Below are 14,770 nucleotides of genomic sequence, written 5' to 3'. Positions count from 1 at the left end.
CGTAATTGTGTGTACGTCTGGACATTGGCGTAATTGAGTGTACGGATGCTGTCAAGTGGAGGATGACAACATGCGCGCACAAGCCAAAGAGCAACGAGAAGATCAAATTGCCCAAGCGGCCTATGCGCTGATGGCGGAAAAGGGCTTTCAGGGCTTGTCGATGTTGGCGGTGTCCAAACGGGCAAAGGCGTCAAACGAAACGCTTTATCGGTGGTACGGGGATAAGCTTGGCCTGTTTCAGGCGCTGATTTCACGCAATGCAACGCAGGTCGCGCAGGCCCTAGACGACGCGATGGAGCAGGGCGCAAACCCGCGCGATGTACTACGAGAGTTGGGGCCAACCCTTTTGGCGATGCTCTTGTCGCCGCGTGCAATCGCCTTGAATAGGGCCGCGGCGGCGGATGCGAGCAATACGCTTGGTCAGGTGTTGGCCAAGGCCGGGCGTGGGGAGGTGTTCCCGCGTATTTCGACGCTTTTTCAACAGCTTGTTGAGACGGGTACCCTAACGGGTCCGGCCGAGACTGCGGCGGCGCTTTGGGTGGATTTATTGGTGGGAGATTGGCAAATCAGATGCGCCACCGGGGCAATTGATCCGCCAACACGCTTGCAACAACAGGCCAGAGCGCAATCAGCCGAGGCCTTGTTGTTTCAACTGCGGGGGGGCGGCGGTTAATTGCTTGGGACAAGCTTGCCGGGGTTCATAATGCCGCGCGGGTCAAGCGCGGTTTTGATCGCACCCATCACCGCCCATGCCTCGCCGTGTTCGGCCTGCATATAGGGTTTCTTGCCGATGCCAACGCCGTGTTCACCGGTTGCGGTGCCGCCAAGCGCCAAAGAGCGTTCCACCATGATGTTGGAGAGCCGCTTGGCCTCGGCCAGTTCGGCGGGCTGATCGGGATCAACAAGCAAGATCGCGTGAAAATTGCCATCACCAACATGGCCAAGAATCGGGCCGGAAATGAGTGACTGGGTGATGTCGCTCTGGGTCTCTTCGACGGCACGGGCCAGTTGCGAAATCGGAACGCAAATGTCGGTGACAAGGGCACGCGCCCCCGGTTTAGAGGCCAATATCGCGTAATAGCCGTTGTGTCGCATCGACCAGAGCGCGCGGCGTTCCTCTTCGCGTGATGACCAGCGAAAGGGCGATCCGTCATGATCGGCCACGATTTCAGCAAAACGTTCCGCATCTTGGGCGGTGCTTTCGGGGCTGCCATGAAATTCGACCATCAGGTGTGGGGCCTGATCCATGGAGACGCCAGCATAGTCGTTAAAGGCGCGGGCGGTGTCGGCACAGGCAAATTCGATCCGCGCCATGGGAATGCCCATCTGGATGGTTTCCGTGACCGCCGCAACGGCGCTGGCCATGTCAGGAAAGCTGCAAATCCCGGCGCTGATGGCTTCGGGAATCCCGTGTAGTTTGAGGGTCAATTCGGTGGCGAGGCCAAGGGTTCCTTCGGAGCCAACCATCAGCGCGGTCAGGTCGTATCCGGCGGCGCTTTTGCGGGCGCGGGTGCCGGTCTGGATGATACGCCCATCGCCCAAAACAACCTCCATCCCCATGACATTGTCGCGCATCGTGCCATAACGGACCGTCGTCGTACCCGAGGCGCGGGTCATCGCCATGCCGCCAATCGAGGCATTAGCACCGGGATCAACCGGGAAAAACAAGCCAGTGGCGCGCAGCTCTTCGTTCAAGGCTTCGCGGGTGACACCGGGTTGAACGACAACATCCATATCCGCGGCATTGATGCGCAAAATCTGGTTCATCCGCGAGAAATCCACACAAATCCCGCCACGAATGGCGAGGCCATGCCCCTCAAGCGAGGTACCCGCCCCCCAGCCAATCACCGGGACGCCATGTGTTGCGCAAATGCTTACAATCTTTTGTGTTTCTTCAGTGTTTAGCGGAAAAACCACCCCATCAGGTGGCGTTGTTGGAAAATGTGATTCGGAACGTCCATGCGCCTCCAGATCGGACTTGGACAAACTTAACCGTTCGCCTAGTAGAGTGTGCAATTCTGCAAGCGCCTGTTGTACGGGCATTCGGGCCTCCGGATTCAATTGGGGGTATGTTAACGAAGCTTAATCCGTCGCGAAACCCGCCGGATATGAGGAGGTCACTTTGCTGGGTCAAATGCGCAACCAGTTGCAACAGGCCAGCCGGGCATTTGGCTCGGGGTGGGATTTGGTGCGCCACAAAGCCCCAAGTCAGATTCAGTTCTGGTTGATTGCTTTGGTGTTGGGGGTTGTCTCTGGTTTGGCGGCGATCGGGTTTCGGGCCGCGATCGAGTGGTTGCAGGCCACGGTTTACGGCTCCAACAATGTCAACGAATTACACAGTTTCGCCGAAGGCCTGCCGTGGTTTTGGGTGCTAACGATTCCGGCGATTGGTGGGATCGTGGTTGGGTTTATTCTACATCACTTTACCCCGGATGGGCGGGTGCAATCGGTTGCCGATGTGATTGAAGGTGCGGCGCTAAATGATGGCCGCGTCGAGAAAAAAGCCGGTTTGGCCTCGGCTTTGTGTTCCTGGATCACCCTGTCGACGGGGGGGAGCACGGGCCGCGAGGGGCCGGTTGTTCATATCGCCGCCATGGCGTCGAGCTGGGTCGCCAATAAGCTCAAGGTTGACGGTGTCACCGGTCGCGATCTCATGGGCTGCGCGGTCGCGGCGGCGGTGTCAGCAAGCTTTAACGCGCCCATCGCCGGGGCCTTGTTCGCGCTTGAGGTGATTTTGCGCCATTTTGCGCTCCATGCCTTTGCGCCAATTGTGGTGGCCAGCGCGGCGGGAACGGTGATCAGCCGCCTTGTCTATGGCGATGTGACCGAATTTATTTTGCCCGGCACCACGACGGTTGAATTCTATCTCGAACTCCCGGCGTTTTTCCTTTTGGGGCTTGTGTGTGGCTGTGTGGCGGTAGTGATGATGCGGGCGATCTTTTTCGCCGATGACGTCGAAACCGAACTGCAAAACAAGCTGAGCTTGCCCTATTGGCTGCGCCCTGCGGTGGCGGGGTTGTTATTGGGCGGTTTGGCGATTTTCTTTCCGCATATCATTGGCGTTGGCTATGAAACCACCTCCTTGGCGTTGACCGGTAACCTCATGTTACATGAGGCTTTTGTCTTTGCGATCCTCAAGGTGCTGGCAGTGTCCTTAACCGTTGCCGGGCGCATGGGGGGCGGCGTGTTTTCACCGGCCTTGATGGTGGGGGCGTTGACGGGATTGACCTTTGGCCACATCGCCACGGGTTTGTTCCCCGATGTTTCATCGGCCTTTACGCTATACGCTTTGGCGGGCATGGGGGCGGTTGCGGCGGCGGTGCTTGGTGCGCCGATTTCCACGACGCTGATTGTCTTTGAACTCACCGGTGACTGGCAGACCGGCTTGGCGGTGATGGTTTCGGTGTCGATGTCAACGGCCCTTGCCTCGCGGCTGGTGGATCGCTCCTTCTTCCTAACCCAGCTTGAGCGGCGCAATGTTCATCTGGCCGCTGGTCCTCAGGCCTATTTGCTGGCGATGTTCCGGGTTCAAGGGGTGATGCGGCGCCCCACCGATGACAATGCCGCCGATGAGCAGGCCTGTCTCGATCTCATCGACCAGGGGCTTTATGTGCTTGATGATGCGACGCTTGAAACCGCGCTGCCGATTTTGGACCGCTCGGACCTGACGTTTTTGCCGGTGGTGAGCAAAGATGCAAACAACGCAAACAGCGCCCCGGTGTTGCAAGGGGCGCTGTTTCATGTTGATGCCTTAAAGGCCTATAACCAAGCACTGGCGGCGACCGCTGAGGAAGAACACAGCTAAGGCGGCTTACCTATTGCCGGGCAGACGTTGGGCCATGCAGTTGCGGAACGCCCGACCAAAGTTGTGTTCGCAGGCGTCAAAAGCGGCCTGAAGGTCGGAGTAGGGGCGCGGGTTTGGGACGGGGTTCGGAACCGGGGTTGGGCGACGCGGATTGTGTTTTGAGAGATAGGCCTTGTGCGCCCACCCGATCAGACCAGAGTCCAGTTGCACCAAGCGCCACTTGCCACTTTGACCCAATACATCAACCCGCATGCCGTTGTGGATTTTGCGCAAAACAGTGTAATTTGTGCCCGGTCCCTTGCGCAGATTGAGATCGCCGTAGGGGGCATCGACCCATCGTTGACCATTTTCTTGCTGGGGCGGTTTGGGTTTGTGGGGTTTGTCGTGGCTTAAAAACCGACCATGCGCCCAACCAATCGTATCGGTCTTGTGGTGGTAGAGCTTGGCCCATTGGCCCGGTTGAGCAAGCAGTGTCACCTTGCTGCCGTGGGCCATTTTTTCGAGCACATGATAAGACGTCGCCGGACCGGTGCGCAGGTTCAAGAACCCGTCATTGGGGGCATTGATATATAGGCGAGGGCCTTCGGTCGCGGCGGCAGCACTGGCCAGTCCAAAGGCCATGAGAAAGGCGAGGAGGCGAAACATCTGGGTCTTCCTTTCGTGAATAGCGATGGGAAGACGATGGTGGCAGGGCGGTATGATATACAATATCAGGCGGTGACAAGCCGATATCTTTCAGGGCGTATTTGAAATTTGTTTAGTGTTATAAGTGTCTTGAAGGTGGTGCCAGCGTGAGGCAACAATTGGGTGAGTTTTTTGTGGATACGCAAATTGGTTGCTTAAACGCAAAAGGCGGCCCGCAAAGGACCGCCTTTCTACATTCTGAAAACCCGTCTTTAAGGGATCTGTTCGATCGCCACGCCTTCTTGGATCTGAAACGCCAGATACCCGGCGATTTTGTTCACATCGTCAATCGGGGCTTCATAGCTCCAAACCGCATTTTCATAGGTTTTGGATTTCGACATGATCGAAAAATACGAGGCCTCGCCTTTGAAGGGGCAGGTGGTTTTGTGATCCGTCGCCTCAAGAAAGGCCATGCCAATGTCTTCGCGCGGAAAGTAGATAACCGACGGATAGTCGCCTTCGGCCAATTCCAGCGCCCGAGAGGATTCCCCCAAAACCGCGCCACCGGCACGCACAATCCATGTGCCCTCTGCTGGTGTGATTGTGATCTTGCTCATGTCTCTCCCCCTCTGCGAATGATCCCGGCCTCAAAGACACGGGAATTGTATCAAGAATATGTCAGATAGCGCGGCAAGCGCGCGACAGCCAGTCTTTTACGTCACCTTCGACCAAAGGACCAACCCGGCGCGCGACTTCGGCATGATAGGTGTTGAGCCAATCACGTTCCGCCTGAGTTAGGAGGTCAGGGTTAACAAGCCGTGTATCAATGGGCACCCAGGTCAAGGTTTCGAACCGCAGCATCTCGGGCACGGTTTGATTTGGCAGGGCGGGGGCGGGTTCGACGACAATCAGGTTTTCGATCCGAATGCCAAATGCGCCCTCTTTGTAGAACCCCGGCTCATTCGACAGGATCATCCCAGCCTCAAAAGGCACGGTTCCGGTGCGTGCCAAACGCTGTGGCCCTTCGTGAACCGAAAGATACGCGCCAACGCCGTGGCCGGTGCCATGGCCATAATCCATGCCCTGTTGCCAAAGCGCGGTGCGGGCCAGAACATCCATATCGCGCCCGGCCAAACCCGTGGGAAAGCGCAGCGCGGATATGGCGATCATGCCTTTGAGCACCAGAGTGAAGGCATCGCGCTCTTCCTCGCCGACCTGACCGATGGCGATGGTGCGGGTGATATCGGTGGTGCCATCGACATATTGCCCGCCGGAATCGACCAACAAAAGCTGACCTTCTTCGACGGTCCGATTGGTGTCTTCGGTGACGCGGTAATGCACAATCGCGCCATTGGGCCCCGCGCCGGAAATTGTTTCAAAGGAGATATCGCGCAGTGCGTTTGTGGCGCGCCTTTCCCCTTCGAGTTGCTTGACCACATCAATCTCGGTGAGACTTTCCGCCGGTTGCTCATCAAGCCAGCTAAGAAAGCGCACCATGGCCGCAGCGTCGCGCATATGGGCGGCGCGGGTGCCGTCAAGCTCGGCGGTGTTTTTACAGGCCTTGGGCAAAAGGCACGGGTCAGCGGCCTCCAACGGATCCGTCAAAAGGTCGGCCACACAAATCGGACAGGTCGCCGGATCAATTTGAACAGGTCCGGTCAGGTTTTCAACACTCGGCAAAAAGGCGTCAACGGGATGCACATCGACCAAGGGGCCGAAATGTCCGTCAAGCGAAGTGAGCTTTTCAGGCGCGCAGAAAAACGACACCCGGCCGGTTTTATGCAAGACCGCAAAGCCATGCGGAACCGGGTTGCGAGGAATATCGCTGCCACGGATATTGAGCAACCAGGCAATCGAATCCGGCAAGGTGATAATGGCGGCGTCGGCCTTAAGATCGGCCGCCAACCGTTTGATTTTGGCGTCATGGGCTTCACCCGCCAAATCAAGCGGTTGTTCGAAAACCTTGCCCATCGGCGGGGCCGGTTGGTTGGCCCAAATGGAATCAACAAGGTTGTCTATTGCCCGCAATTCATGATCTGGAAGCTTGGCACTCATTGCGCGGTATTGATCCACCGATAGCAACCAAGGGTCAAAACCAACACTCCCGTTAGGCAGGGCTTCGGCGATCCAATCGCCAAGCGACACTTCGGGCCAATCGACCGGCTCAAAGTCATCCGCAACCTGAGTGCGCACCTGCACGCGATAACGTCCGTCAACAAAAACACCGGCGCGATCGGCCAGTGCCACGCACCAGCCCGCCGAACCGGTAAAGCCCGTGAGCCAAGACAGACGTTCGTCGCGCGGCGCAACATATTCGCCTTGATGTGCGTCGGCGCGGGGCACCAAAAACGCATCCACCCCGGCATGTTTCATCGCCGCCCGCAAGGCCTGTAGCCGCGCCGGTCCTTGGCTCGGATCGGCGCTGTTCTCGAAGGTCTGATACATAATCCGCTCCATTTTTCGCGCAGCTTTGCGCGCGGCACCGGGGAATGCAACCCCGCTGCTCACCACGTCGAAAAGGTCTTCTTCTTTCCAAAATATCCCGGCGATGGGGCGCAGCCGAGGGGGCTGGCCCGCTCATCCGAGGCTCAAAACCTTAAGACGCCTTGCGGATGCCCATCACCCGAGCACGGGCACGCGGATCGCTATCAAAGAGCGAGGCGAGCTGCTCGGTCATCGCACCGGCAAGCTGTTCGACATCGGTGATGGTCACGGCGCGATCATAATAGCGGGTGACGTCATGCCCGATCCCAATCGCCAAAAGCTCAACCTGCTTTTTCTTTTCGACCATGGCGATCACGTCGCGCAGGTGTTTTTCAAGGTAATTGGCCGGGTTGACCGACAGGGTGCTGTCATCAACCGGGGCGCCATCGGAAATCACCATCAGGATTTTGCGCGCCTCGGGGCGGCCCGCCATCCGGCGATGCGCCCATTCCAGCGCCTCGCCGTCGATGTTTTCCTTCAAAAGCCCCTCTTTCATCATCAGACCAAGATTGTCGCGGGTCCGCCGCCATGGGGCATCGGCGCTTTTGTAGATGATGTGGCGCAGATCATTGAGGCGACCGGGTTGTTGATCACGCCCGGCATTGAGCCATTTTTCACGGGCCTGACCGCCTTTCCAGGCGCGGGTGGTAAACCCGAGGATTTCGACCTTAACGCTGCAACGTTCGAGCGTACGGGCCAAAACGTCGGCGCAAATCGCGGCAATCGAAATTGGGCGTCCGCGCATTGAGCCTGAGTTATCGAGCAGCAGCGTCACACAGGTATCGCGGAATTCGGTGTCTTTTTCGCGCTTGAAGCTCAGCGGTGTGGTTGGGTTTGCAACAACACGCGCCAAACGGCCAGCATCCAGAATGCCCTCTTCGAGGTCAAATTCCCACGAGCGGTTTTGTTGCGCCTGCAAGCGGCGCTGTAGCTTGTTGGCAAGGCGGGACACAGCACCCTTGAGCGGTTCCAACTGCTGGTCAAGATAGGCGCGCAGCCGCTCCAATTCCTGAGCTTCGGCGAGATCCTCGGCCAAAATCTCTTCGTCATGCTCTGTGTCGTAAACGGCGTAATCCGGATCAGCTTCGGAAATTGGCTGTGGGGCAGGGGGCTCCATCGGGGCCTCGCCCTCGGGCATCTCGGCCTCATCCCCAAGCTCTTGGTCGGCCATTTCATCCATGCTGACCTGTGCCTGCGATGGATCTTGGGTTTCTTCCTGGCTTTGCTCGGGCGAGGCGTCGGCCTCATCCCCTTCGTCATCCTGACCAGAAGAATCGGGCTGTTCTTCTTCTTCCTGATCGTCTGATGATCCGTCTTCGTCGGAATCATCCGACATATCGTCCGGGTCGTCGCCCAATTGGTCGCCATAGCCCAGATCGGTGATCATCTGGCGGGCCAGCTTGGCAAAGGCTGCCTGATCCGAGAGCACATCCTCAAGGTTTTCCAAGGTGCCGCCGGCCTGATTTTCCATGAAACCGCGCCATAGCTCCATCACATTGGCGGCAGCATCAGGCAAATCGCGCCCAGTGGCGAGATGGCGAATTAGGTACCCGGCGGCAACCGGCAAGGGGGCCTCGGAAGGTTGGGTGATCTGGCCAAACCCACGGCGGTTGGCGTCGTGGCTTATCTTGGCGTCGATATTGCCAGCCGTTCCGGGCATGTCACGCGCGCCCATAGCTTCGCAGCGGGCGGTTTCCATAGCCTCGTATAATTCGCGGGCCATATCACCGGGCGGCGCATAACGCGCATGGGTGGTATCGTCGTGATAGCGTCGTTGCAGAGCCAAGGCATCCGCCGTACCGCGCGCCAGCAAAACCTCGTCGCGCGTCATGCGCCGCGAGATTTGCGGCAAGCGCATCGCGTCGCCGGACACACCGGACGGGTCAACGGTATAGCTTACCGAAAGTTCGGGATCATCCGCCATGACCTTGGTGGCCTCGGCCAATGCCTTTTTGAACGGATCTGCGGGGTTGTCGGATGGCTTATTCATAGCGCATTTATCGGCAGATTGATGCGCCGCTGCAAGCGATAAAGACTAGCCAATGACCAATGTTTTGCAGGCCAGAAGATGGTTGTCAGCCAGACGCGCCGATATCCGTCTACGCTTGGGGTCTTGTTGAAAGGTTGCGGCCTGCATCAAGCGGGCCTGAGCCATCTTGGCCTCAATCCGGTTTGCCAGCAATTCTTGGCCGCTGATCCCCAGGCTTTGGGCATCAAAGGACACGGCCTCAAGCAGATCTTCGAACATGGAAAATCCAACTTCGGCCTGCCGATCTTCGCCACCCATCAACCACGCGTGTTCGCGCGCGGCCGAGAAACGGCCAAGGCAGGAGGCAAAGAACTGCGCCTGTTCACGCGGCGCATTGGGTATGCCATCAGACAAGGCATGGGTCGGGGGGGCGCATAAAATCGCCAATGCAATCGCCGCAATGTGTGTTTTCAAAACGCCCATAAAATGGAGTTTAGACGTAAAAACCTGATGAAAGGTTGTGCGAAATGAAAACTTTTACCGAACTGTCACATTTTTACGAAACGCGCAGGTCCGTTGATCCAGAGAAATGAGCCCCACAACGTCGCCCTGAAAGGGCCACAAGGCACCAATTCTTGTGCATCGACCTGCGATTTGGACAGGTGGTCATGGCCGTCTCAGTCATCAACCGGAATGTAGTGAACCTTGTCCAAGCGAATACCGGGCCGCGCGGTGCTGCGCCTAGGCCACGCGCCGCCAAAAGCGCTGTACCAAGCATTGCCGGCTTTCTGAGACAGATCGATGGGGACATATTTTCCGGCAGGGAGCGTTTTGAGCTGCTGGCGCCGCATGATTTCAGCACCTGTATTGGGGTATAAATCCAGCATGTCCAGATTTGACCTAAACAACAGACCGACCGCCATAATCGGGTCGCCGGGCGCTTTGGGGCGTGGGTAACCATCCAAATAGACCGTTGCGCAAAAATCCTTGCCGGCGATTCCTCCGTTTGGCAAATCTGGCCGAGCAGTGATGTCGTATTTGCCGGGGGTTTGGCCGACGACGATGTCGCCATAGGTCAGAACCGTCAAGGCCGGAAGGGTCAGGATGGGCGCGACGATTTCATCGGCAATCGCGATGGTTTCCCCGATGTTGGTTGGCGTGAACATGCAGCCGATCTTGCGAAGCTGTCGTTCTTGATCGGTGATGGCGCGCTGCGACGCTGCGGCTTGTTCCGAGATGGAGAGGTCGGACAAGGCTGGAAGCGGCAACAGGAAAAGAGCAACGGTCAAAATTCGGCGCATGGGGCATCCTCACATCAATACAGATGTGAGTGGGCCACATGAAGTGTGGCATAGCAAGGGAGCATTTGTGCGCCGGGTGTTTCAGGTGTTTCGGTGATTTCTGGGTGGTTTTGGACGCTTATCTGAGAGGGACAAGTTCGCTACAGGCGAGGCACAGGGCATCTTGTGGGCAACTGGTGACCTGACCGGCCTCAGCCAGTTTGGTCAATTGTATCAAACTGCGCTCTTGGAAACTGGGAAGGTGCCGCCCAAAGCGCAAGTGTTGGTCCGGCGCGGCTTTTATCTTGGCGATGCTTGCCAGAAGCACGTCGCGGCGCATTGCCATTTCAACGCCTTGCTCTGGGCCGTCCTCCATAATGTTGAGCCATTTGGTTCGGGCATCGAATTGGGCGGCGCAATGGAGCATGACTTGTTTTTCGGCCATCGTATTTGCCTGCGCATCTGAGCCAAATGCGATTGCAAAAGACAGGCCAAGGCCCATCATCCATTTCCCCAAAATCATCATATCCCAGCCCCCCGGCACGTCTCTGCCTGCCAGCAGAACAGAGTAAACAAAACCTTACAAGGCCCGGAGCCTATGAGAACGCAGTGTTTCTAATGCGATGACAGTTTTGTCATGGGGCGCTGTCGCGCAATCCGCCAAAACTGTCATTCTATTGCTGATCTCCGGCGCTCCAAGAGCGAGGCGGCGCAGGCATGGTGCCCGCTGCTTTGAAAGGGGGCGTGATCATAAGGGGCGCACGCGAAAAAGGCCCCTGGCAAAATGCGAGGGGCCTTGATTGCGATTTAGGGTGTGTGGGCGAGCTTAGCCCAAGCTGACGCTTGCCGCGCTTTCGGGGAGTTCTTCGTCAAAACAGCGCTGGTAGAATTCGGCCACGGTTTGACGCTCAAGCTCGTCACATTTGTTGAGGAAGCTCAGGCGGAAGGCATAGCCGACATTGCGGAAGATTTCCGAGTTCTGCGCCCATGCGATTACGGTCCGCGGCGACATAACGGTCGACAGCTCACCATTCATAAAGGCGCGGCGGGTGAAATCGGCGACGGTGACCATCTGTTTGATGGTCTTGCGACCGGCTTCGGTGTTGTAATGCGGCGCTTTGGACAGAATGATCTGGGTTTCGGCGTCGATTGACAGATAGTTCAACGTTGCGACCAATGACCAACGGTCCATCTGACCTTGGTTGATCTGTTGCGTGCCGTGATAAAGCCCGGTTGTATCCCCCAAACCAACGGTGTTGGCGGTGGCGAACAGACGGAAATAGGGGTGCGGTGTGATGACTTCGTTCTGATCCAACAAGGTCAGCTTACCATCGGTTTCCAAAACCCGCTGGATCACAAACATAACATCGGCGCGCCCGGCGTCATATTCGTCAAACACAATCGCCGTCGGATTGCGCAGCGCCCAAGGCAAGATGCCTTCTTGGAACTCGGTTGTCTGCTTGCCGTCGACCAATTTGATTGCGTCTTTGCCGATCAGATCAATCCGCGAGATATGTGAGTCCAGATTGACACGAACCGCAGGCCAGTTGAGTCGCGACGCCACTTGTTCGATGTGCGTCGACTTGCCGGTGCCGTGATAGCCCTGAATCATCACCCGGCGATTCCGGTTGAAACCGGCCAGAATGGCAAGGGTCGTATCGGGGTCAAACTTGTAGGTGCTGTCTTCCTCTGGCACGCGGGAGGTGCGCTCAGGAAAACCATGCACAACCATGTCTGTATCGATGCCAAAGACCTCACGGACGGAAATTTCTTCGGTGGGTTTCGCGTTGATATCGATCAGGCCGTCCGTCATGGTAAAGGTGTCCTCTTATCCGGGCTCGAAAACTGCGCCCCCGTGGTGCATCATTTCGCCGGAAGGGGCAAGGGGCAGCGGGGACGTTCGAACGCAATGTCGACGGATGATGAGCTAGAAGCAATGTTGGCGAAGATCGCCAAGGGGGATCGGCGCGCCTTGCGCGGGCTTTATGACATGACTTCGCCACGTCTATATGGCCTGTGTTGGGGCATTTTGCGCAGTGATGATGTGGCCCAAGAGGTTTTGATTTCGGTCTATGACGGGATTTGGCGCAGCGCCGGATATGTGCGGGCCAATGGGTCGACGCCTTTGGTGTGGCTCTTGTCCTTGGCGCGGGACGCGTCGGTGGCGCGTCACCGGCTTGAGCGGGCAAAAGACACCGGAGAAGGCGCGCCGGGGATCACCCGCCGATTGTATGAGACAGCAGACAGCCAAATGGCCCAACCCCAGAGCGCATTTGGCGGGCAGCTTGCGGTTTGTTTGGCCGAATTGCCCAGGGATGAGGCCTCAACGCTTCGATCTATCTATTTGAAAGGGCTATCTTATCTTGATCTGGCCGATCAAACCGGCGAAAGCCCCACAAGGCTGCGACGTGATGTGCGCACCGGTATTTTACAATTGCGCGCGTGCCTCAGCCGATGACGCGTGTCGATGTGGATCAGCTATCCGAAGCGAATAAGAAACCGCCTCTCGACGGGGATGACGCCATTGCCGCCGAATATGTGCTGGGCCTTTTGACCTCTGATGAGTTGCAGGCCTTTGAGGCGCGTTTGGTCAGTGATTCTGACTTGCAGCAGGATGTGGCCGCATGGCGGGCGTATTTCGTCACCTTTACTGAAACGCTGCCGGACAAGTCGCCACCTGACACGCTGCGCAATTTGGTGGAACAAGGCATTTCCGCAAAGAATCGAAAACCCGTTTGGCGTCAGCTGGTTCCTTATGCGATTGGGGCCGTGATCGGGGCGATCCTGACATGGCTGGTGCAATCCACTCTGAACTAGGGGGCATTTTGCAAGGAGGGGCAGGTTTCGGTCGGGTTCTTGATGCCTTGTCTGGCGCTCGCTGGCCTCTCTTCCGAGGTTCTCTGTGGCCACCTTGCACGACACGAAGAACATAGCTGCGACGCCAAAGACCAGTGTTTGCACCGCAATTGCAATGTTTTGCGCGATGCCCCTTGCGGCCAAATTCGCTAAAATTACCATTCCAACCAATGACAAGTTTCAAGTGTCTAACTCGAACTGGTCGGGTGGTTTGGGCAAAACACATTTGGCGTGGCGCATTAAAACCCACGACGGCAAACCCTATGGTTGCGGCGCTGTTGTTGCCGAAGAATATTCGGCGATGGCGACACAAAACGGGCGATCCTTTCCAAAGGATATATCAAACTGCAGGGTAAAAAGATCATCCGTGATCTTAGCTCTTCACCGCGGTCAAACCGGGACGCGATTTGATGGCTGCTTGGGGCGGGTGCCGATCCTTGCCGGTCAAAGGCGTTTCCAAGACGCGCTATCAATTGAGTTTTGATCCGGTGCGCGAGGGCGGATAACCCGGTTTAGCGAACAAACAAAGGCCATTGCAAAACGAGATAAATCTTTCTCGCGCAATGGCCTTTTGGCTTTTATAAGGGGGGCATTCGCCTATTCACCCCCAAGCCTAACTCCAAGACCCGAGGGACCATTATGACCGGAGAGCTGTCACCGATCGACAAAGCCAAATTCGTGGCCGCCAAACGCGCCGCCGATTTTGTAGAAGACGGCATGCGTGTCGGCCTAGGAACCGGGTCCACGGCGGCGTGGTTGGTGCGGTGCCTGGGCGAAATGGTGGAAGAGGACGGGTTGAAAATCCGCGGGGTTCCGACATCGACCCGCACCGCCGAATTGGCGCGTGAGGTCGGGATCGAGGTGATTTCGCTTGATGAGGCGCGCTGGCTTGATTTGACGATTGATGGTGCGGATGAGTTTGATGCCAACCTGTCACTGGTCAAAGGCGGGGGCGGGGCCTTGTTGCAGGAAAAGATCGTCGCGACCGCGTCGGATCAGATGATCGTCATCGCCGATGCCGCCAAAGAGGTGGAACACCTTGGGTCGTTCCCATTGCCGATCGAGGTCATTCCGTTTGGCTGGCAAACCACCCAAGCCTTGGTCGAAGAAACGCTGGTGTCGATGGATGTGATGGGGCGCCAAGCGTCTTTACGGATGAATGGCGAGATTCCGTTTATCACCGATGAGGGCAACCATATCCTCGACCTGCATCTGGGCCGTATCGGCAACGCCCGGCAATTGGCGATGGTGCTGAACCAAATCCCCGGCGTGGTGGAAAACGGGCTGTTTATCGACATCTGTGACAAGGTGGTGATCGGCTATGGTGATGGCCGCGTCGAAACCCGCGATATCAACGAAGGCACGGTATCCGAAGACCGCTTGGATTTTGTCGAAACGGACAACCTGTTTCGCGATATTTGAGGAGGTTTAGGTGGCGGGCGACACAGTTATATTCGAAGGTTACATTCGCGAAAAAGGGGGGATTACGACCGGCCGCTATGCTTTGGGTTTGGCGGCTGCACATGTTATCTGGATCTACTCCGGTGAAAGTTCTTACCCGATTGTCTTGGTGATTGGCGATGTTTGCCTATTGGTCATAATCAGTTTTTCTATTTGGGATTTAGTGAATGAGCGCTTTTTGGGCGCCAGTCCACGACGTCCCAGTAAGGCGATAGGTGTGGCGGTAACTGACAAAGGTCTATGGCTCCGCGATCTCGGATATGACCAACCCGACAACCTGTTATGGTTGCC

15 protein-coding genes are annotated in these 14,770 nt (G+C 57.1%); 6 read left to right on the top strand and 9 right to left on the bottom strand.

The features are described 5' to 3' along the window. Positions 1–70 precede the first annotated feature (70 nt). Positions 71–673 (top strand): TetR/AcrR family transcriptional regulator, encoded by a 603-nt coding sequence (locus AC5EFR_RS11510; protein ID WP_493575951.1) that lies wholly within the window; start codon positions 71–73, stop codon positions 671–673. Here the strand turns inward: AC5EFR_RS11510 and AC5EFR_RS11505 are convergent. Next, positions 670–2,043 (bottom strand): FAD-binding oxidoreductase, encoded by a 1,374-nt coding sequence (locus AC5EFR_RS11505; RefSeq protein WP_493575950.1) that lies wholly within the window; start codon positions 2,041–2,043, stop codon positions 670–672. The two genes, AC5EFR_RS11510 and AC5EFR_RS11505, sit on opposite strands and share 4 nt — an antisense overlap. A gap of 91 nt (positions 2,044–2,134) precedes the next feature. Between AC5EFR_RS11505 and AC5EFR_RS11500 the strand changes: the two genes are divergently transcribed. Continuing rightward, positions 2,135–3,805, top strand: coding sequence for a chloride channel protein (locus AC5EFR_RS11500; protein WP_493575964.1), 1,671 nt, complete (start codon positions 2,135–2,137; stop codon positions 3,803–3,805). Positions 3,806–3,811: 6 nt separating this feature from the next. Here the strand turns inward: AC5EFR_RS11500 and AC5EFR_RS11495 are convergent, their stop codons facing one another. The 8 genes from AC5EFR_RS11495 to cobS form a co-directional block, all read right to left on the bottom strand. Continuing rightward, entirely contained in the window at positions 3,812–4,450 is a 639-nt protein-coding gene (locus AC5EFR_RS11495; protein WP_493575949.1) for an SH3 domain-containing protein, read from the bottom strand. 251 nt (positions 4,451–4,701) lie between these two features. Next, positions 4,702–5,046, bottom strand: coding sequence for a DUF427 domain-containing protein (locus AC5EFR_RS11490; RefSeq protein ID WP_299924014.1), 345 nt, complete (start codon positions 5,044–5,046; stop codon positions 4,702–4,704). A gap of 61 nt (positions 5,047–5,107) precedes the next feature. Then, the gene (locus AC5EFR_RS11485) at positions 5,108–6,874 is read right to left on the bottom strand and encodes an aminopeptidase P family protein (RefSeq protein WP_493575948.1); all 1,767 of its coding nucleotides are present in this window, start codon (positions 6,872–6,874) and stop codon (positions 5,108–5,110) included. 151 nt (positions 6,875–7,025) lie between these two features. After that, complete coding sequence (cobT, locus tag AC5EFR_RS11480) at positions 7,026–8,903, bottom strand: cobaltochelatase subunit CobT (protein WP_493575947.1); 1,878 nt, start codon at positions 8,901–8,903, stop codon at positions 7,026–7,028. A 45-nt stretch (positions 8,904–8,948) separates the two neighbouring features. Then, positions 8,949–9,356, bottom strand: coding sequence for a hypothetical protein (locus tag AC5EFR_RS11475; RefSeq protein ID WP_493575946.1), 408 nt, complete (start codon positions 9,354–9,356; stop codon positions 8,949–8,951). Positions 9,357–9,559: 203 nt separating this feature from the next. Beyond that, a complete protein-coding gene (locus tag AC5EFR_RS11470; RefSeq protein ID WP_493575945.1) occupies positions 9,560–10,183 on the bottom strand; it encodes a hypothetical protein in 624 nt (207 codons plus the stop codon). 118 nt (positions 10,184–10,301) lie between these two features. Next, positions 10,302–10,688: a hypothetical protein gene (locus AC5EFR_RS11465; RefSeq protein WP_493575944.1), complete on the bottom strand. Its 387-nt coding sequence runs from the start codon at positions 10,686–10,688 to the stop codon at positions 10,302–10,304. Between the two features lie 300 nt (positions 10,689–10,988). After that, entirely contained in the window at positions 10,989–11,975 is a 987-nt protein-coding gene (cobS, locus tag AC5EFR_RS11460) for a cobaltochelatase subunit CobS (RefSeq protein WP_493575943.1), read from the bottom strand. A 96-nt stretch (positions 11,976–12,071) separates the two neighbouring features. Between cobS and AC5EFR_RS11455 the strand changes: the two genes are divergently transcribed. The 4 genes from AC5EFR_RS11455 to AC5EFR_RS11440 form a co-directional block, all read left to right on the top strand. Further along, entirely contained in the window at positions 12,072–12,620 is a 549-nt protein-coding gene (locus AC5EFR_RS11455) for a sigma-70 family RNA polymerase sigma factor (protein WP_493575942.1), read from the top strand. Continuing rightward, on the top strand, positions 12,617–12,979 hold the full coding sequence (locus AC5EFR_RS11450; RefSeq protein WP_493575941.1) for a hypothetical protein: 363 nt from the start codon (positions 12,617–12,619) through the stop codon (positions 12,977–12,979). Before AC5EFR_RS11455 ends, AC5EFR_RS11450 begins: the two co-directional genes overlap by 4 nt. Before the next feature lie 678 nt (positions 12,980–13,657). Beyond that, positions 13,658–14,440: a ribose-5-phosphate isomerase RpiA gene (gene rpiA, locus AC5EFR_RS11445; protein ID WP_493575940.1), complete on the top strand. Its 783-nt coding sequence runs from the start codon at positions 13,658–13,660 to the stop codon at positions 14,438–14,440. A gap of 10 nt (positions 14,441–14,450) precedes the next feature. Then, positions 14,451–14,770 (top strand): hypothetical protein (locus AC5EFR_RS11440; protein ID WP_493575939.1); only part of this gene is annotated, 320 nt, incomplete at its 3' end.

It is taken from the genome of Pelagimonas sp., assembly GCF_058892305.1.
Note: the sequence above shows the minus strand (reverse complement) of the source record. Positions and strands in the feature narration are given on the sequence as shown.